15 protein-coding genes and 1 other RNA gene are annotated in these 18,005 nt (G+C 72.1%); 3 read left to right on the top strand and 13 right to left on the bottom strand.

Annotated features, from left to right (window positions below; all coding sequences use genetic code 11):
- Positions 1–333: 333 nt before the first annotated feature.
- The 6 genes from FB462_RS08445 to FB462_RS08420 all read right to left on the bottom strand — a co-directional run bounded on the left by FB462_RS08445 (position 334) and on the right by FB462_RS08420 (position 9,959).
- The gene (locus FB462_RS08445; RefSeq protein ID WP_058741324.1) at positions 334–1,764 is read right to left on the bottom strand and encodes a UDP-glucose dehydrogenase family protein; all 1,431 of its coding nucleotides are present in this window, start codon (positions 1,762–1,764) and stop codon (positions 334–336) included.
- Positions 1,761–3,290, bottom strand: coding sequence for a glycoside hydrolase family 26 protein (locus tag FB462_RS08440; RefSeq protein ID WP_167510053.1), 1,530 nt, complete (start codon positions 3,288–3,290; stop codon positions 1,761–1,763). Before FB462_RS08440 ends, FB462_RS08445 begins: the two co-directional genes overlap by 4 nt.
- On the bottom strand, positions 3,283–4,896 hold the full coding sequence (locus FB462_RS08435; protein ID WP_141861332.1) for a glycosyltransferase family 2 protein: 1,614 nt from the start codon (positions 4,894–4,896) through the stop codon (positions 3,283–3,285). Before FB462_RS08435 ends, FB462_RS08440 begins: the two co-directional genes overlap by 8 nt.
- Before the next feature lie 515 nt (positions 4,897–5,411).
- Positions 5,412–8,384 (bottom strand): bifunctional [glutamine synthetase] adenylyltransferase/[glutamine synthetase]-adenylyl-L-tyrosine phosphorylase, encoded by a 2,973-nt coding sequence (locus tag FB462_RS08430; RefSeq protein WP_141861330.1) that lies wholly within the window; start codon positions 8,382–8,384, stop codon positions 5,412–5,414.
- Between the two features lie 21 nt (positions 8,385–8,405).
- Positions 8,406–9,743, bottom strand: a complete 1,338-nt coding sequence (locus FB462_RS08425) for a glutamine synthetase family protein (RefSeq protein ID WP_058741328.1) — start codon at positions 9,741–9,743, stop codon at positions 8,406–8,408.
- Positions 9,744–9,779: 36 nt separating this feature from the next.
- On the bottom strand, positions 9,780–9,959 hold the full coding sequence (locus FB462_RS08420; RefSeq protein WP_058741329.1) for an SPOR domain-containing protein: 180 nt from the start codon (positions 9,957–9,959) through the stop codon (positions 9,780–9,782).
- Positions 9,960–10,416: 457 nt separating this feature from the next.
- On the opposite strand from FB462_RS08420, the gene map reads away from it, so the two are divergent.
- From map to rnpB, 3 genes are all read left to right on the top strand, one after another.
- Positions 10,417–11,280 carry a type I methionyl aminopeptidase gene (gene map, locus FB462_RS08415; RefSeq protein WP_114850996.1) on the top strand — a complete coding sequence of 288 codons (864 nt, stop codon included), beginning with the start codon at positions 10,417–10,419 and terminating at the stop codon, positions 11,278–11,280.
- Positions 11,281–11,294: 14 nt separating this feature from the next.
- Complete coding sequence (ppgK, locus tag FB462_RS08410) at positions 11,295–12,050, top strand: polyphosphate--glucose phosphotransferase (RefSeq protein WP_058741330.1); 756 nt, start codon at positions 11,295–11,297, stop codon at positions 12,048–12,050.
- Between the two features lie 161 nt (positions 12,051–12,211).
- Positions 12,212–12,568, top strand: an RNA gene (gene rnpB / locus FB462_RS08405) — RNase P RNA component class A.
- 118 nt (positions 12,569–12,686) lie between these two features.
- Here rnpB and FB462_RS08400 read toward each other — a convergent pair.
- The 7 genes from FB462_RS08400 to FB462_RS08370 form a co-directional block, all read right to left on the bottom strand.
- Positions 12,687–13,421 carry a zinc ribbon domain-containing protein gene (locus FB462_RS08400; protein WP_058741331.1) on the bottom strand — a complete coding sequence of 245 codons (735 nt, stop codon included), beginning with the start codon at positions 13,419–13,421 and terminating at the stop codon, positions 12,687–12,689.
- Positions 13,418–14,281 (bottom strand): Nif3-like dinuclear metal center hexameric protein, encoded by an 864-nt coding sequence (locus tag FB462_RS08395; RefSeq protein ID WP_058741332.1) that lies wholly within the window; start codon positions 14,279–14,281, stop codon positions 13,418–13,420. The genes FB462_RS08400 and FB462_RS08395 overlap by 4 nt, the downstream gene beginning before the upstream one ends.
- Before the next feature lie 65 nt (positions 14,282–14,346).
- The gene (locus FB462_RS08390) at positions 14,347–15,354 is read right to left on the bottom strand and encodes a hypothetical protein (protein ID WP_141861328.1); all 1,008 of its coding nucleotides are present in this window, start codon (positions 15,352–15,354) and stop codon (positions 14,347–14,349) included.
- Between the two features lie 115 nt (positions 15,355–15,469).
- A complete protein-coding gene (locus tag FB462_RS08385) occupies positions 15,470–16,051 on the bottom strand; it encodes an RBBP9/YdeN family alpha/beta hydrolase (RefSeq protein ID WP_208738904.1) in 582 nt (193 codons plus the stop codon).
- A gap of 27 nt (positions 16,052–16,078) precedes the next feature.
- On the bottom strand, positions 16,079–17,044 hold the full coding sequence (locus FB462_RS08380) for a helix-turn-helix transcriptional regulator (protein WP_141861326.1): 966 nt from the start codon (positions 17,042–17,044) through the stop codon (positions 16,079–16,081).
- Positions 17,045–17,201: 157 nt separating this feature from the next.
- Positions 17,202–17,615, bottom strand: coding sequence for an ATP-binding protein (locus FB462_RS08375; RefSeq protein ID WP_229666715.1), 414 nt, complete (start codon positions 17,613–17,615; stop codon positions 17,202–17,204).
- Positions 17,612–17,950: an STAS domain-containing protein gene (locus tag FB462_RS08370; protein WP_114850903.1), complete on the bottom strand. Its 339-nt coding sequence runs from the start codon at positions 17,948–17,950 to the stop codon at positions 17,612–17,614. The genes FB462_RS08375 and FB462_RS08370 overlap by 4 nt, the downstream gene beginning before the upstream one ends.
- Positions 17,951–18,005: the final 55 nt, after the last annotated feature.

The following is an 18,005-nucleotide window of genomic DNA, read 5'->3' as shown; positions in this document are numbered from 1 at the left end:
GTGTGCCGGCGCTTACCGTCCGGCAGGTGGTACACGGAGGCGACCCAGCCTGGAGGCGCGGGGCGGCCTGGCGGACGCACGCCGCGCCTCCAGGCCGGTCGCCATGTGCGTTCCTGCCCACAGCACCCGTTATGGGATGCCGAATCGCGCATTGCAGGCCGGGAGGAACGACCCACCTTGCGCGGATCGGCCTCCCACGCGCGGAACGGCACCCGACGCGCGGGACGGCACCGCGCGCACCCCGCGCGCCGCGCGCGCCGCGCGCACGCCAGCGCGCACGAAGACGGGGCCCGCGCCGGCCCGGCACGGGCCCCGTCTCGGGGCGGTGGACGCCTAGCGCGCCGTCGCCAGCACGTCGGCGGCACCCGCCGCGGGGCTCACGGGTGCACCCGTGACCGGCGTGGGACGTCCCAGGGAACGGACGGACCACCCCGCCTGGACCCAGTCGGCGACCGGGAGGCAGTTGCGGGCGTCGATGACCGCGCGACGGCCGACGAGCGCGCCGAGGGCGACCGGGTCGGCGCCGGTGATGTCGTCCCACTCCGTCAGGACGAGGACGACGTCGGCACCCTCGACCGCGGCCTCCTTCGACCCGGCGTACGTCAGGGTCGGGAAGGAGCGGCGGGCGGTCTCGTTCGCCTCCGGGTCCCAGAGCGTGACCTGGGCGCCCCGCAGGTGCAGGGCGGCCGCCACGTTGAGTGCCGGCGAGTCGCGGACGTCGTCGGTGAGGGGCTTGAACGCCGCGCCGATGACCGCCACGCGACGGTTGAGGACGGACCCGCCGAGGGAGTCGATCGTCATGTCGATGACCCGCTCGCGCTGGCCCATGTTGATCTCGTCGACCTGCTGCATGAGGCCGACGACCCGGCCGGCACCGAGCTCGTTCGCGCGGTGCATGAGCGCGCGGATGTCCTTCGGCAGGCAGCCGCCACCGAAGCCGAGCCCGGCGTTCAGGAACTTCCGGCCGATGCGGGCGTCGTGGCCGAGGGCGTCCGCGAGCGTCGTCACGTCGGCGCCGGTGATGGCGCACATCTCGGAGATCGCGTTGATGAACGAGATCTTCGTCGCGAGGAACGCGTTGGCGCTGACCTTCACGAGCTCGGCGGTCGCGAGGTCGGTCGTGATGACCGGGGTACCCTCGGCGATCGGTGCGGCGTACACCTCGCGGATCACGGCGTCGGCCGCGGCGGAGGCACCACCCCAGACCAGGCGGTCCGGGTGCAGGGTGTCGTCGACGGCCTTGCCCTCGCGGAGGAACTCGGGGTTCCAGATGAGCTCGGCGTCGATCCCGCTGGGTGTGAACTCGCGGACGATGCCGCGCAGACGCTCGGCGGTGCCGACCGGGACGGTCGACTTGCCGACGATGAGCCCCGGGTGGGTGAGGTGCTCGGCGACGCCGCGGGTGGCGCTCTCGACGTAGGACAGGTTGGCGGCGTGCGAACCGGCCTTCTGCGGGGTGCCGACGCAGACGAAGTGGACGTCGGCGGCAGCGACGGCCTCGGCGATCGAGGCGGTGAAGCGGAGCTTGCCGGTGGCGACGTGCTTCGTGATGAGCTCGGGCAGGCCGGGCTCGTAGAACGGGACCTCGCCGGCGGACAGTGCCGCGAGCTTCGCGGGGTCGACGTCCACGCCGATGGTCTCGAAGCCCATCTCGGCCATGGCCGCCGCGTGGGTGGCGCCGAGGTACCCGGTGCCGATGACGCTGATCACCGGTGCGGGACGGGTGTCGGCGGACGGGGTGCTTGCCTTCTTCGGAGCGGTCACTTCGAGACCTCCTGCAGGTCGTAGTCGATGTCGTTGCGTGCGATGCCCTTGACGAACGTCGCGAGGCTGTCGGCGCGGGAGTCGAGGCGCCAGTCGTTGGTGGTCCTGGTGCCGTCGACGATGGTCGTGGCGACCTGGCTGAAGTACGCGAAGCCGATGATGTCCCGGTTCGCGGGGTCCGCCAGCGCGTCGAACAGCGAGGTGATCCACTGGGACTTCTGACTGTCGGTCACGGTGCCGCCGGTCTCGGTCGCGCCGATCTCGTTGAGGACGATGCCCTTGCCCGGGGCGATCTTCCGGATCTGCGCGAGCGTGGCACCGAAGGTCGTCTGGAACGTCGGCTGTTCGGTGGCGGTGCGGTAGTAGCCGGACATCCCGACCCAGTCGACGTACTGCGCGCCCGGGTAGTACTGCCGCATGTAGTCGAGCGTCTGGTACTTCGGGTTGCCGAGCTTGTCGATGCGCGAGGGCGACCAGTTCCAGATGACGTAGTCGTTCGCCCCGTTCGCCTGGAAGACGTTCCAGACGTGCTGCCACATCGCGACGTAGGAGCCGGCGGCGTTCTGTTGCTTCGTCCCCTCGGACCAGTTGTACCAGGAGCCGTTCATCTCGTGGTCGAGCCGGATGACGAGCGGCATCCCGTTCGCCTTGAGGTCCTGGGCGTACTTCGTCAGGTAGGCGTCGAACTTGCCGGAGACGACGTCCTGGTTCGTGTAGCCCGGCACGAAGGCCTGGTCGTTGCCGGTCTTCGCGGGGACGGTCTCCCACGTCATCATCGGCAGGCGGCCGTTCGCCCACGAGCGCTGGACCGCGGTCTGGTTGAAGTCCTGGTCGAAGCCCTGGAAGAACCCGACCATGTTCGTGGCCTTGCCGACCTCCTGCGAGACGCGGTCGTACTCGGACCAGTTGAACGGCGCCTGCGTCGTGTACAGCCCGTACCACCGGGACTGCTGCGCGAGGACCTGCGCCTTGGACGGGGTGCTGATCGGCTCGGTCGTCACCGGGTCCTTCGAGGGACCGGTGTTCGGCGCGGCGGCGTTCCCACCGTGCGCGCCGTCAGAACCGGAGCCGGAGCCGCCGGTCCCGGAGCCGGAGCCGGAGCCGCCCTTCTTCCCCGCAGCCGCAGCCTGAGCCGCTGCCGCGGCGGACCCGGCAGCGGCGCTCTTCGCAGCACCGAGGTCGGACTGCAGCGAGGCGATCTGCTGCTTGAGCTTCGCGATCTCCTCGGCGCGGGAGCCGGCCTGGGCGCTGGACGAGTCGAGCTTGCCCTGGAGCGCCCACACCTGCTTCTGGGCTGCCGTGAGCTTCGTCTGCAGCTCGGTCGCGGAGACCTTCTTCGCGGCGGGCGGCGTGACACCGAGCGCCTCGCTGACGGCGGTGGAGACCGGGCCGGAGGGCGACACCCACACGGTCCAGGTGATGAGACCGAGGACGAGGACGATCGCGGTCGTCCCGATCGCGGTGCGGCGGGCGTGCTTGCTGGACTGGGCCCACCACGTGCTGGTGGATCGGATGAGGTCAGACAATGAGGAACGCCTCCAGGGCGAAGATCGCGAACCCGATGCAGTACGGGATCGCCGCGTAGGGGTTGTAGCGACGGGTCTTCGTCGGGGTGGGTCGGGCGGCGGACGACGCGGCACCGGCCGGAGCGGCGGCGGCCGCGCGCCTGGTGGTCAGGACGGTCGCGGTCGACCCGGTGGCGGTGCCCGGGAGTGTCCCGGATGCCGTGGCACCTGATGCCGTCTCCGTGCCGAAGATCTCGTCGAAGGCCCGGTCGGCCGCGGCCTGGTCGGGGTCGACGGCCGCCGGCAGGGCTGCGTCCACGGGGCTCACCGGGGCGGAACCGAGTGCGCCCTGGGGCTGCGCCGGGTCCTCCTCCATCGGCCCGCCGGCGTAGGCACCGGCCCGGGTCCCCCAGCCGGACGCGTGCGCCAGGCGGAAGAAGCCGATGAGCCGGATCGGCATGAGGAAGAACGTCGACACGATGATGAACATCGGCAGGCGGAAGAAGTCGCTCGGCTTCTCGGCGAGGTGGCGCATCTGCCGGATCGCCATGCTCAGCACGCTCGACACGACCATCAGGCCGGCGACGTAGAGGAAGCCCGTCGAGAAGCCGTACTGCTGCAGGATGCCCTGGTACAGGTTCTCGCCCTGCCCGGTCAGCCCGCGGTAGATCCAGCCGGCGATGACGCCGAACAGCATGAACGGCAGGATGATGTCGGTCAGGAAGAAGACCGCCAGGATCGGCGCGTGCCCGAGCATCCACGGCAGCATCCGCAGCGTGTTGTACTGCGAGCCGCGGGCCCAGCGGAGCTGCTGCTTGAAGAGCTTCTTCACCTGCAGTGGGGCGTCCGTGTACACGAGCGACGTGTACTGGTAGACGGTCCGGAAGCCCTCCTTGAGCGTCAGGTTCGTCAGCGTCCGGTCGTCGGACACCTCGAGGAACACCCCCATGAACTTCTCGTGCATGAACCGGTCCATGACCCGGACGAGGATGCTCCGGCGGAACGCGATCGTCCGTCCGGGCAGGCAGCCGATCTGACCGAGGACGCTCTGCGCGGGCATCGAGTACAGCGCGCGGGAGTTCTCGAGCCAGTCCGCCCAGCGGGTGATCCACGAGCGCGTCGGTTCGAGGATGCGCTGGCGGGTGGTCACGCCACCGACCGAGTCGTCGGCGAAGGGCTTGAGGAGCTCCTCGAGCGTGCCGTCGGTCCAGACGGTGTCGGAGTCGACGAGCACGGTGATGTCGCCGGTGGACATCTCGGTGCCGACCTTGACCGCGTTGCGCTTGCCCGGGATGGGCGTGTGGGTCCAGCGGACGAGTGGGGCGAACTCGTCGCAGACCGCCTCGAGCGCGGCGTTCCGGGCGCCGTTGATCACGACGATGATCTCGCCGGGGCGCTGCTCGACCATGCGGCCGATCACGTCACGGAACAGGTCGATCGGCTCGTCCACCACGGGGACGACCACGCTGGTCGTGCCGGTGAAGGTGCCGGTGTAGGGGCGGTAGCGGGCGGACAGGACGACCTTGAGCAACCAGAGCAACCAGATCACCGCGGAGTACACGGCGAACAGGTAGAACTCGGGATGCCCTTCGACCATCTGCCGGATCTGCAGAATGAAGGTGAACATCGATCCCTGCTTCAACGTTCGAGGTGGGGATTCCGCTCCATCGAGGAACCTTGGGCCGGTTCGGGTGACCTCATTGAGACAGAACCTGGACGTCCTCGCAACGCGTCCCCCGTCCGGGGGCATTTCCGGCAGGTTACGGGGTACATGAATGTCCTCCTCTTGAGGTCGCACCCGTGTCCGCACTGCTGCTGACAGCGACAGGGTGGACCGGTCCACGCGGGCGGCACGTCACGACGTGGTCGCCAGACGACCGGGAGGCACGGTGCACCTCGACGAAGAACCCCCGGTCAGCAGGCGGTCACCCCTGTTCGGGGGTATCCGCGGGAACGTTCCCCGACACGGTCCGGACGACCCTGGTCACGGTGCGGTCACGATCCCCCCTGCGGGAGCTGACGGGGTACACCGCGGGCACCGACGGGGGACGTCGCGCGACATCGCGAATTCACTTTCGACGACACGTCACCTTGCGCCGAAACGTGTCGTCCCGGGCGTGTCGCGGTCCGTGCGACGCCGTGTCAGGCGCCGTAGAACTCGCGCTCGAAGACCTGGCGGGCCCGCCGGGTGACCCCGAGGTAGTCGTCCTCGAGCTGCGACGCCGAACCCGGCGGGTACTCCATGAGCCGCGCGACTCCCTCGAGCTGCACCCGGTCGACGGGCAGCACGTCGGTCGTCTTCCCCGACCAGAGCACCAGCGCGCTGCGGGTCCGCGACGCGAAGCGCCAGGCGGCCCCGAGGCGCTCGGCGTCCTCCGGCCCGATGAACCCGGCGTCCGTCGCGGCGGCCAGGGCCTCGAGCGTCGAGGTCGTCCGGAGCCCCGGGACGTCGGTCGCGTGCTGCAGCTGGAGGAGCTGCACGAACCACTCGACGTCACTGAGCGACCCGCGTCCGAGCTTGAGGTGGCGGGCCGGGTCCGCGCCCCGGGGCAGCCGCTCCGACTCCACGCGGGCCTTGATGCGGCGGACCTCGCGGACCTCGCGCTCGTCGATGTGCTGCGGGTAGCGGGTGCGGTCCGCGAGGTGCTCGAAGTCGCGGAGGAGCGCCGTGTCCCCCACGGATCCCCGGGCGCGGAGGAGCGCCTGGGCCTCCCACGTGAGCGACCAGCGGGCGTAGTACGCGCCGTACGAGTCGAGCGTCCGGACGACCGGCCCGTTCTTGCCCTCCGGGCGCAGGTCGATGTCCAGGTCGAACGGGTGGATCGCGTCGTCGGTGAGTCGTGCGACCTCGCGCACGATCGCCTGCGCCGCGCGTGATGCCTGCTCGCTCGGCAGCGACTCGGGTGCCCGGTGGACGTAGAGCACGTCGGCGTCCGAGCCGAAGCCGAGCTCCCGGCCGCCGAAGCGACCCATCGCGATGATCCCGAACTCGAGCCCGTCGGGGGCGTCCCGGCGCGCCAGGGTCAGGGCGCCGGCGAGCGTGGCCTCGGTGACGTCGGTCAGCGCGGGTCCGAGGGCGTCGACGTCGAGGTGCCCGAGCACGGCGGCCATGCCGAGGCGCAGGGTCTCACGGCGGCGGGCCGAGCGGACGAGCGCCGCGGCACCGTCCACGTCGTCCCCGTGCCGGGCGGTCGTCGCGGTGACCTCGGCGAGCAGCGACTCGAGCGGCCGCGGGCGCAGGAGCGCCTCGGGTTCGTCGAGCCAGGCCACGGCCTCCGGGAAGCGTTCGAGCAGCCCGGCGAGGAACGCCGACTCGGACAGCACGGTCGTCAGGGAGTGTGCGGCGCCGGACGAGTCCCGGAGCATCCGGAGGAACCAGCTCGACTCCCCCAGGGTGTCGCTGAGCCGGCGGAAGGCCAGCAGCGCCCGGTCCGGTGCCGGACCCTCGGCCATCCAACGGAGGAGCACCGGGAGCAGGTTGCGCTGGATCGTGGCGCGCCGGCTCGTGCCCTGGGTGAGCGCGCGGATGTGCCCGAGCGCGCCGGCGGGGTCCGCGAACCCGATCGCCCCGAGCCGGTCGGCCGCCTGGTCGCTCGTCAGCACGATCTCGCCGTCGGTCGCGGCCACGGCGGACAGCAGCGGTCGGTAGAACAACCGCTCGTGCAGCCCGCGCACCTCGAGCTTGACGCCGCGCCAGCGCTGCTCGAGCGCGGCGGCCGAGGTCGCGAGGCCCGTCGACCGGGCGAGGACACGCAACTCCTCCTCGTCGCTCGGCATGAGGTGCGTGCGCTGGAGCCGCCGGAGCTGGATGCGGTGCTCGAGGAGCCGCAGCAGGGCGTAGTCGGGACCGAAGCGCGCGGCCTCGGGACGACCGACGTACCCGGAGGCCGTCAGGGCGTCCATCGCCTCGAGCGTCGAGCGCACCCGCACGCTCTCGTCGTCCCGCCCGTGCACGAGCTGCAGCAGCTGCACGGTGAACTCGACGTCGCGCAGGCCGCCGGGCCCGAGCTTCAGCTGCCGGTCGACCTCGGCGTCCGGGATGTGCTCGGTGACCCGCTCACGCATCCGCTGCACGGACTCGACGAACCCCGGTCGGCCGGCCGAGCTCCAGACGAACGGGGCGACGGCGGCGGCGTACCGCGCACCGAGGTCCCGGCTGCCCGCGATCGGCCGGGCCTTGAGGAGCGCCTGGAACTCCCACCCCTTCGCCCAGCGCTCGTAGTACGCCACGTGCGAGTCGAGCGTCCGGACGAGCGCGCCGTCCTTGCCCTCCGGGCGCAGGTTGGCGTCGACCTCCCACAGGGCCGGCTCGGCCGCGAGGTCGGTGATCGCGTGCGTCGCCGCGATCGCCAGCCGAGTCGCGATGAGCACAGCGCGGTCTGTCCCGACGCCGGTGTCCGCGTCGTCGTCGCGCGTGGGTTCGGTGACGAAGATGACGTCGACGTCGCTGACGTAGTTGAGCTCGCGCGCACCGGCCTTGCCCATCGCGATGACGGCGAGCGGGGTCGCGGCGACGTCGGCCGCGGGGAACGGGACCTCGCGCCGGGCGACGTCGACCGCCGTATGCAGTGCGGCACCGGCCAGGTCCGCGAGTCCCGCCGCGACCGCCGGGAACGCCTCGGTCGGTGCAGGGTGCAGCACGTCGAAGAGCGCGATCTGGGCCAGGTGTCGGCGGTACCGGACGCGCAGCCGGAGTCGGGCGTCCTCCCCGATCGTGCCGTCGACGGCCTCGGCGAGGGACGCCTCGTACGCCTCCTGCGTCCACGGCGCCGTCACCGGGTCGAGCAGCAGCGCGGTCTCGGCCGGACGACGGAGCAGGAACTCCCCCAGGCCGACCGAGGCACCGAGGAGCCGGACCAGGCGCTCGGTCGCGGCCTCGTCGGCCAGGACCGGCCGGACCTGGTCCGGGGCACGCTCGAGCAGCCGCTCGAGCGCGCGCAGCGCGCCGTCCGGGTCGGCCGTCGACTCCCACAGGGCCGGGGCGTCGCTGACCGGCACCCGCACGTCGGGGCCGAACCGTGCCTCCAGGCCGGCGATCCGTTCCAGGCTCTCCGACAGCTCCGCGAAGCCCAACCGGGCCATCTCGGAACGGGACGTCCTCGTCCGACCGGTCATGTGGTGCTCCGGATCGGGCTGCTAGAGCGCGCCGAGGTTGGTGTCGAGCTCGAAGGGCGTGACCTGGTCGCGGTACGCCTTCCACTCCTGGCGCTTGTTGAGCAGGACGTAGTTGAAGACCTGCTCGCCGAGCGTCTCCGCCACGAGCTCGGAGTCCTCCATGAGGCCGAGGGCGTGGTCGAGGCTCGCCGGGAGCTGCTTGTAGCCCAGGGCGCGGCGCTCGGCGTCGGACAGGCTCCAGACGTTGTCCTCGGCCTCCGGCGGGAGTTCGTAGCCCTCGTCGATGCCCTTGAGCCCGGCCGCGAGGAGCAGCGAGTACGCCAGGTACGGGTTCGCGGCGGAGTCGATGCCGCGGTACTCGACCCGGGCGGACTGGCCCTTGTTCGGCTTGTAGAGCGGCACGCGGAGCAGCGCCGACCGGTTGTTGTGGCCCCAGGTGACGAACGAGGGGGCCTCGTCGCCGCCCCAGAGGCGCTTGTACGAGTTCACGAACTGGTTCGTGACCGCGGTGATCTCCGGCGCGTGGCGGAGGACGCCCGCGATGAAGTGCTTCGCGGTCTGCGAGAGCTGGTACTCGCCGCCCGCTTCGTAGAACGCGTTCTGGTCGCCCTCGAACAGCGACACGTGCGTGTGCATGCCGGAGCCGGGCTGCCCGGAGATCGGCTTCGGCATGAACGTCGCGTAGACGCCCTGCTCGATCGCCACCTCCTTCACGACGGTGCGGAACGTCATGATGTTGTCCGCCATCGTCAGGGCGTCGGCGTACCGGAGGTCGATCTCGTTCTGTCCGGGGCCGGCCTCGTGGTGGCTGAACTCGACCGAGATGCCGAGGTCCTCGAGCATCCGGACGGACCGGCGACGGAAGTCGTGCGCGCTGCCGCCGGGGACGTTGTCGAAGTAGCCGGCGCGGTCGACGGGCTGCGGGCCGCCGTCCTTCCAGTCGCGGCTCTTGAGCAGGTAGAACTCGATCTCGGGGTGCGTGTAGAACGTGAAGCCGCGGTCGCTCGCCTTCGCCAGCGTGCGCTTGAGCACGTTGCGGGGGTCGGCGACGGCGGGCTGCCCGTCGGGCGTCGTGATGTCGCAGAACATCCGCGCGGTCGGGTCGATCTCCCCGCGCCACGGCAGGATCTGGAACGTCGAGGGGTCCGGGTGCGCGAGCACGTCGGCCTCGTACGAGCGGGTCAGGCCCTCGATCGCGGAGCCGTCGAACCCGATGCCCTCGGCGAAGGCGCCCTCGACCTCGGCCGGGGCGATCGCCACCGACTTCAGCGTCCCGATGACGTCCGTGAACCAGAGTCGGATGAACTTGATGCCGCGCTCCTCGATGGTGCGGAGCACGAAGTCCGTCTGCTTGTCCATTGACGCCCTTTCCGTGGAGCAGTTGGGATGCTCAGCCTATTGGTCTTCGTCGTCCCAACGCTCGTTGTTCGCCTTGATGCGGTCGAGGGCGTGTTGCGCCTCCTCGCGCGTCTCGAACGGGCCGATGCGGTCGCGCTGCGGGGACTGCGGGCCCTGCTCGACGGCGTGCGTCTTCTCGTTGAACCACCACTGGGACTCGATGCGTTCGTCGCTCATGGCGCCACCGTACCCACGCGCGGCCCGGGTGGGCCGGGCGCGGCGGCGCGCGGCTGCGCGGCCGCGCGGCGCGGCTGCGCACGGCCTGGGAGGTTTCGGGCTGAGCGACACCTCACGCCGTCTGCGCGACGTGAGGTGTCGCTGCGCCCGTGAGGTCGGTGCCGCTCCGGCAGATCGGAGCGGCACCGCCGCGCCCCGCACCCACGGCGACCGCCTGGAGGCCCGGTGCCGGTCCGGCGGGCCGGCACCGAGCCTCCAGGCGGTCGCTTCCCGACCACGCCGGTCGGGTGGGCCCGCGCGCTCGGGTGCGCGCCCCGAGACGCGCGCTGGCGGACGGGACTCGCCTCCTGGAGCGCGAGTCCCGTCCCCCAGCGCGAGTCTCACCCGGTCGCGCGGCAGGCGCGACGGGCGCGACGGGGGCGACGGGGGCGCGCCACGCGCGGATAGAGTGGTCGGCATGCCCCGGGACGCACACGGACACCTGACCCCCGGCCGGATCTCCCCGCAGCGGGCGGTGCCCCGGGAGATCGAGCGCCCCGAGTACGTCGGAAGGGCCGAGCCGCACGAGCACGGCCTCGGCGACACGTACACCCCGGACGAGGTCGAGCGCATCCGGGTCGCCGGGCGGATCGCCTCGCAGGCGATCGACGCCGTCGGTGCAGCGATCCGCCCCGGCATCACCACCGACGAACTCGACCGGATCGGCCACGAGTACGTCGTCTCGCACGGTGCGTACCCGTCGACGCTCGGGTACCGCGGGTACCCGAAGTCGCTCTGCTCGAGCCTCAACGAGGTCATCTGCCACGGCATCCCGGACGACACCGTGCTGCAGGAGGGCGACCTCGTCAACATCGACGTCACCGCCTACAAGGACGGCATGCACGGCGACACGAACCGCACGTTCATCGTCGGCGAGGGGTCGCAGGAGGTCCGCGACCTCGTCGACCGCACGCGGACCGCGCTCGAACGCGGCATCAAGGCCGTCGCCCCCGGGCGCCGGGTGAACGTGATCGGGCGGGCCATCGAGGCCTACGCGAAGCGCTTCGGCTACGGGGTCGTCCGCGACTACACGGGCCACGGGGTCGGACGCGCGTTCCACTCCGGCCTGATCATCCCGCACTACGACGCGCCCCACTACGACACGGTCATCGAGCCGGGCATGGTCTTCACGATCGAACCGATGCTCACGCTCGGCGGGATCGACGCGGACATCTGGTCGGACGACTGGACCGTGTCGACGCGCGACAAGTCCTGGACCGCCCAGTTCGAACACACCCTCGTCGTCACCGAGCGCGGCGCGGAACTCCTCACCGTCTCCTGAAAGGCACCATCCCCATGACCTCTCTCGCAGTCGGCGTCGACATCGGCGGTACGGGCATCAAGGGCGCGATCGTCGACGTGACGACCGGTGAACTCCAGACCGACCGGATCAAGAAGGCGACTCCCGAGGGCGGCAAGCCCCACGACATCGTCGCCGTGGCCAAGTCGATCCTCGACGAGCTCGCCCCGGGTGCGGACGTGCCCGTGGGGGTCTGCTTCCCGGCGATCGTCCGCGACGGCAAGACCATGTCGGCCGCGAACGTGTCGAAGAAGTGGATCGGGTTCGAGGCCGAGGCCCTCTTCGAGAAGGAGCTCGGCCGCTCCATCCACTTCGTCAACGACGCCGACGCCGCCGGGTTCGCCGAGCAGCAGTTCGGTGCCGCGAAGGGCAAGGAGGGCCTGGTGGTCGTCACGACCCTCGGCACCGGGATCGGCACGGCACTCATCAACGACGGCGTGCTCATCGTCAACTCCGAGCTCGGGCACCTGGAGATCGACGGGCACGACGCCGAGTCGCGGGCCTCGTTCGCGGCGAAGGAGCGGGACGAGCTGAGCTGGAAGCACTGGGCGAAGCGGCTGCAGAAGTACTACTCGACGCTCGAGGCGCTGCTCTCCCCCGAGCTCTTCGTCGTCGGCGGCGGGGTGTCGAAGCACCACGAGGAGTTCCTGCCCCTGCTCGACCTGCAGGCCGGGATCATCCCCGCGACCCTGCGCAACAACGCGGGCATCATCGGCGCTGCGACCCTGGCCGCGCGGTCGCAGCAGCGCTGAGCGCGGACGCGGGTCGCGCGCCGAACGCGCAGGACACGCCGCGCGCGGTGCGCCGAACGGGCGGTACCGGTCGGGGACGGGCGTCGAGCGCGACAGAAGTGGCACGCTCGGCGGCCCGGCGCAGGGACCGGCGCGCACGGCCGGTAGACTCGGAGGGCGAACGGGTCGGTGAGACGGTCGCGTCACTCCCCCGGGAGTGCCGAGGAACGTCCGGGCTCCACAGAGCAGGGCGGTGGGTAACACCCACCCGGAGCAATCCGCGAGACAGTGCCACAGAAAGCAGACCGCCGGCGGCGACGTCGGTAAGGGTGAAACGGTGGTGTAAGAGACCACCAGGGGTCCGGGTGACCGGATCCGCTCGGTAAACCTCGCCCGGAGCAAGGTCAGACAGAGGACGACGAGGCTGCTCGCTGAGTCCTCGGGTGGACCGCTGGAGGCCGACGGCAACGTCGGTCCGAGAGAGATGGCCGTCACCTCCGCGAGGAGGGACAGAACCCGGCGTACGGCCGGCCCGTTCGCACACAGACCACCGTTCGCACACAGACCACACAGGACGTGCGCATGCGCGCACATGACGGACGGGAGGCACGGTGCCCGCTGGCACCGTGCCTCCCGTCCGTCGCGTGGTCGCGCTGGCTACAGTCCCGACTCGGCGGTCCGCACCAGGATCGCGTCGCTGTCCGGGCAGAGCACGACGTCGTCGGGCGCGGCCTGACGGATGGTCTGCAGGTCCGAGTTGGTGAGCGTCACGCCGGACGCCGTGGACACGCCGCCCTGGAGCAGGGAGGCGCCGAAGCCGTAGCGTGCCCGCTGCCGGTCGTACAGGGCGAGCAGGTCGGCGGGGACCTTCGCAGCGACCGCGGCACGGCTCTGCACCGCGGCGTCGCGGTCGGCCTCGACGCGGGCGATCTCGGTGTCGCGCTCAGCGACCAGGGTGGAGCGCGAGGCCTCGACGTCGGCGAGCTGTGCCTCGATGTCGCCGACCCGGGCGCGGTGCACGTCGAGCTGCTCCATCACCTCGAGCTCGGCCGTCTCGAGGTCGCCGATGCGGCGCTGCAGCGACTCCAACTCGCTCTGCAGGCCGGCGGCGTCCTTCGCGTTCGAGACGTTCTGCAGCATGGTGGTGTCGCGCGTGATGCGGGCCTGCGCGGTCGCGGTGTCCGACTCGAGCCGGGCGAGGTCGCGCTCGGCGTCCTCGACCCGGCCGGTCGCGGCGGCGAGCTCGGCGCGGAGTCCGGCGGCGGTGGTGCCGAGCTCGGTCAGCCGGTCACCCTTCTGCAGGGCGGTGATGCGGTGCGTCAGGCGCGTGACGTCGTTGTCCAGGCGCTGGAGGTCGAGGAGGACGACCTGGTCCTCGGGTGCTGCCTTCACGGTCGGTCTCCTTCGGGGGCGGGGGTGGTGGGCGCGACCGGCTCGGCCGCGGGCAGGACGGCGAAGTCCCACGGGTCGGTGCGGAGCTCGCTGACGGTGACGCGGACCCCGGCGGCGCGCCGGAGCTGTTCGGCGGCGACGTCGAGCCAGAGCCACTCGGTGGCCCAGTGCGAGGTGTCGACCAGGGCCGGACCGTCGCCGAGCAGTGCCTGCTCGCGGAACTCGGACGCGGGGTGGTGCCGGAGGTCGCTCGTGACGTAGACGTCGGCGGCCCGGACGGCGGGGTTGCCGAGCAGCGAGTCCCCCGCGCCGGCGCAGAGCGCGACGGTGCGCACCGGCCGGTCGAAGTCACCGGAGACCCGGACGCCGGTGGCGGTCGGCGGGAGCAGGTCGACGAGGGCGCGCGCGAGCGCACCGAGGGTCGTCGGCGCGGGCAGGGTCCCGACGCGGCCGAGGCCCGTCGCGGGGTCGGCACCGGGTTCGAGCGGACGCTGGTCGACCAGTCCGAGTCGGTCGGCGAGCACCGCCGAGGTGCCGGTCGTCACGACGTCGGCGTTGGTGTGTGCCGCGAGCAGGGCCGTGCCGCCGCGGACGAGGGTCGCGAGGACGTTCCCCTTGACGGTCGACTCGTCGATGGTCGTCACGCCGCGCAGGAGCAGGGGGTGGTGGGTGAGGAGCAGGTCGGCGCCGGCCTCGACCGCCTCGTGCGCGGTCGCGGGGACGGCGTCGACGGCGAGGTGCACGTGCTCGATCGGCTGGTCGGCGCGGCCGGAGACGAGTCCGACGCTGTCCCAGGACTCCGCCCCCGCGGCGGGCCACAGGTCCTCGATCGCGGCCTGGAGTTCGCGGAGCGTCGGCATCCCGACAGTCTACCGAGCGCGCTGGCGGCCGAACGCCGGGACCCGGGCCGGGACCGGCACCTGGGTCATCGGCGGCCGAACAGCCCGAGGAGCCGAGCGACGAACCGCGACCACCAGCCGGGGCGGGCGTCGGACGCCGGCTCCTCGTCCGTGGCGTCGGACGATTCCGGTGCGGCCGGCAGCATGACCGCCTCGGGCAGGACGACGGGTGTGCTCGCCGTCACGCCGGCGTGCGCCGAGAGGGCGGCGGCGAAGGCGGCGCGGTCGATCACGGTCGGACCGGTAGCGGGCTGGACGAGCGGGGTCGGGCGGGTGTTCGCGGACACCGGGCTGACCACGGGCAGGGACAGCACCGGGCGCACCGGCTCGGCTGCCGCTGCGACCGACTGCGTCACTCCGGGGACCGCCGGCACCGTGCGTGCGGGTGCCGGGCGGACGGGGGTCGGCAGGGAGCCGGTCGCGGCGCGACGGGCGGCGGCGCGGTCACGGCGGTCTGCCTCGGCAGCGGCGTCGGCGAGCAGGTCGGCGAAGACGGTGTGCGCGAAGGCACGGGCGGCCTCGACCTCGGCGTCGTCCAGGTGGGCGACGGTGGCCTCCCACGCGGCGAGGCGGGCGAGGTCCTCGTCACGGCGGCGGATCTCGTCCTCGAGCAGCACGATGCGCTCGAGCGTGGTGCGTCCGGTGGCTGCGGAGAGCTCGACGGCCAGGTCCTCGATGCGCAGGGCGAGACGCTCCGGCGGCTCGGGGAACGACGGCGCGCAGGCGGCGACGTGGCGGGCACGGTCGCGGCGGCGGAAGGAGGTGGCCTCGGGTGCGACGGCAGCCTCGGCGGCGACGGTGGCCGGCGCCTCGTCGACCGGCTCCTCGTCGATCGGGTCGGGCTGGGTCGCCTCCGCGTCCGCCGGAGCCGTGTCGACCTCGATGTCCGGACGCTGCACGGGCCCGGTGACCGGCGGCACCACGAGGTCCGCGAGGTAGGGCGTGCGCGTCGCCGGCGCGTCCCGGAGCCACTCCTCGACCTCGCGACCGAAGGGGTCCACGAGGGGGGTGCGTGCGCCGGGCTGCGTCTCCATGTGACGAAGGATAGATATCACGCGGCCGTGAACGGCGGACATCCGCGGTGTGTCGCGGTTCACGGGCCTGCGGACGTGGTGTGCCAGCCCGGACGTGAGCGGCGTGTCGGAGCGCTCAGCAGCGCTCCTCGAACGCTGCCAGCAGCCGCCGGCCCTCGTCCCACCGACCGACGCCGCTCACGACGTTCACGTGCTGCCGGGCGCCCACCCGCAGCACCTCGGCACCGATGGCCGCCCCGAAGCCCGTCGCACGGTGCAGCGAGCAGTACGGGTCGTCGTCGCTCACGACGAGCGCGGTCGGCGTCGACACCCGGGCGGTCGGCGCACGGAAGCCCGCGGCTGCAGCAGGGAAGGACGGTGCGTCGGGGTCCGGCGGCGCCACGAGGAAGGCCCCGGCCACGCGGTCGCCGTGCGTCACGAGCCAGTCGGCGACCGCGAGCACGCCGAGGCTGTGGGCGACGAGGACCGGCGGCCGACTCGTGGACGCCACGGCGCGCGACAGTGCCTGCGACCAGTCGGCCGGGTCCGGGTCCGACCACGACGTCGGCGCCGTGCGGACCGCCTCGACCCCGGGCTCGGCCTGCCATCGCGACTGCCAGTGTTCGGGGCCCGAGTCCCAGATGCCCGGGACGATCACCCACGGGTGCCGCTGCGGGCTGCCCTCGCTCCGGGCCGACGGCCGTGGTGCTGCGTTCACCCGGGCAGCGTAGCGAGACCCTGGGTCTCAGCGCTGGAGTGTGTCGCGCGGGTACTCACCGAAGCGCTGGTGGTACGCGGCGGAGAACCGACCGAGGTGCGCGAAGCCCCAGCGCACGGCGACCTCGGCGACCGTCAGCTGCCCCGGGGCCCCGCGCAGCAGTTCCTCGCGGACGCGGTCCATCCGGACGCCGCGGAGCATCGCGTTCGGCGCCGTGCCGACCTGCCGCTGGAAGGCCTGCTGCAGGCCGCGGACGCTCAGCCCGACGTGCTCGGCGACGTCCGTGGTCGAGATCGGGGTGTGGGCGAACGCGTGCATGTACTCGATCGCCGTCCGGACACGGCTCGTCGCCCCCTGCGGCACGGGGACCTGCGGGGCCAGCTGCCGGTGCGGGAACGTGTGCAGCATGGCGAGTGCGGTCGCGCGGGCGGTCTCGGCCATCGCGATCGGCGACACCGGGCCGCTGCCGAGGATCGTCGATGCGGCGCGCTGCACCTGCGCGTTCCAGGTCTGCAGGTCCTCCCGCCGCGGACGCGCTGCCTGGTCGAAGACGAGCGGTCCGGCAGAACCGCCGTGGACCTCGGAGGCGACGCCCTCGAGGAACCGCTTGTCGAAGTGCACCAGGCTCTGCCGGACGTCCTGCAGGTCGAAGGCGAAGGGGCCGTCCGTCGGGAACACCACGGGCGTCCCGGGGCCGTAGCGGACCTCGTCCTGGCCGGAGCCGATGACGCCCCCACCCTCCGACGTCCAGACGACCACGTACTCGTCCCCGGACGATGCCTGCCCCGCCGCACGGGCGTCGAACACCGTCGAGCGGAAGGACATGACGTCGTCGCCCACGACCCGGAAGCGGTACGAGAACGGCCGGTCGGTGTGCCCGCCGACGAAACCGGCCCCCTCGTACGCCTGCCCGAACATGTCGAGTGCGGCACCGAGATCGGTGCCGGCGGTCTCGAACCGGGTGCGCGGGTCGATCGGGGTGTCGATGCTCATCGCATCCACCGTCCCACCGGCACCGTCCGACGGCCCGCGTGGCGGCGACGGGTGCGCATGGCGGCTCCGCCGGTGCGCAAACCGGATGACCGGGTGCCGTCCGGACAGTCGGTCGAGGGTCGGGGCCGTCCGGGATCCGACAGTCAGGACCCCGTCGTCAGTGCCGGTCGCGCCGCGCGGTCCACCGGTTCTCGTCGCCGACCCGCTCGTAGCGCAGGTCCTCGACGACCATCTGGACGAGCGCGAGCCCGCGGCCGCTCTCGGCGAGCCCCTCGGGCAGGTGCGCCTTCGCCGGGTCGACCGGCACGGGGACCCCGTCGTCGGTCAGGTGGACACGGACCTCGGAGGGTTCCACGTCGAGCCGCAGGGAGCAGGTCACGGAGCGGCCCGCGGCACCGTGCTCGACGACGTTCGAGGCGAGCTCCACGAGCGCGAGCTCGAGCGCCATGCGGTCCTCCGCCGACACGTCGGGTTCGCTCGCCCAGACGTCGGCGAGGAAGGTGTGCACCGCCGTGACGTCGTCCGGCGGACATGCGAGGTCGAGGACGTGCCCGCGCATGGCCAGGGTCATGCCCAGTTCGTCACCGCGGCGTCCCCGTCCGGGTACGTCCGCAGGATCTTGTCGATGTTCGAGAGCTTCAGCACCATCTGGACCTGTTCCGACGGAGCCGCCAGCCGCAGGTCACCCCCGGCCTGCCGCGCGGTCTTCAGGCAGCCGACCAGGGCGCCGAGGCCGGACGAGTCCATGAACTCGACGCCGGACAGCTCGACGACCAGACGCGAACGCCCGCCCTCGACCACCTTGGCCACCGTCTCACGGAACGCACCGGCGCTCACCATGTTGAGCCGGCCGCTGCATTCGAGCACGGCGGTGTCCGCCGTTGCCTCGTGTACGACGATGTCCATGCAGGTGTCCCTCCTGATCACTGCGGGTGCAGCTTGCAACCTACCGGGTACCGTC

The organism is Curtobacterium citreum, assembly GCF_006715175.1.
Classification (GTDB): Bacteria; Actinomycetota; Actinomycetes; order Actinomycetales; family Microbacteriaceae; genus Curtobacterium; species Curtobacterium citreum.
The sequence above is the reverse complement of the archived record's forward strand: the minus strand, read 5'-3'. Positions and strand labels throughout refer to the sequence as shown.

Excerpts from the sequence above, each read along its gene's own strand:
- FB462_RS08435 (WP_141861332.1), bottom strand. The coding sequence starts at position 4,896 with ATGTTCACCTTCATTCTGCAGATCCGGCAGATGGTCGAAGGGCATCCC.
- FB462_RS08430 (WP_141861330.1), bottom strand. The coding sequence starts at position 8,384 with ATGACCGGTCGGACGAGGACGTCCCGTTCCGAGATGGCCCGGTTGGGC.
- FB462_RS08425 (WP_058741328.1), bottom strand. The coding sequence starts at position 9,743 with ATGGACAAGCAGACGGACTTCGTGCTCCGCACCATCGAGGAGCGCGGC.
- FB462_RS08420 (WP_058741329.1), bottom strand. The coding sequence starts at position 9,959 with ATGAGCGACGAACGCATCGAGTCCCAGTGGTGGTTCAACGAGAAGACG.
- map (WP_114850996.1), top strand. The coding sequence starts at position 10,417 with ATGCCCCGGGACGCACACGGACACCTGACCCCCGGCCGGATCTCCCCG.
- ppgK (WP_058741330.1), top strand. The coding sequence starts at position 11,295 with ATGACCTCTCTCGCAGTCGGCGTCGACATCGGCGGTACGGGCATCAAG.
- FB462_RS08395 (WP_058741332.1), bottom strand. The coding sequence starts at position 14,281 with ATGCCGACGCTCCGCGAACTCCAGGCCGCGATCGAGGACCTGTGGCCC.
- FB462_RS08390 (WP_141861328.1), bottom strand. The coding sequence starts at position 15,354 with ATGGAGACGCAGCCCGGCGCACGCACCCCCCTCGTGGACCCCTTCGGT.
- FB462_RS08380 (WP_141861326.1), bottom strand. The coding sequence starts at position 17,044 with ATGAGCATCGACACCCCGATCGACCCGCGCACCCGGTTCGAGACCGCC.
- FB462_RS08375 (WP_229666715.1), bottom strand. The coding sequence starts at position 17,615 with ATGACCCTGGCCATGCGCGGGCACGTCCTCGACCTCGCATGTCCGCCG.
- FB462_RS08370 (WP_114850903.1), bottom strand. The coding sequence starts at position 17,950 with ATGGACATCGTCGTACACGAGGCAACGGCGGACACCGCCGTGCTCGAA.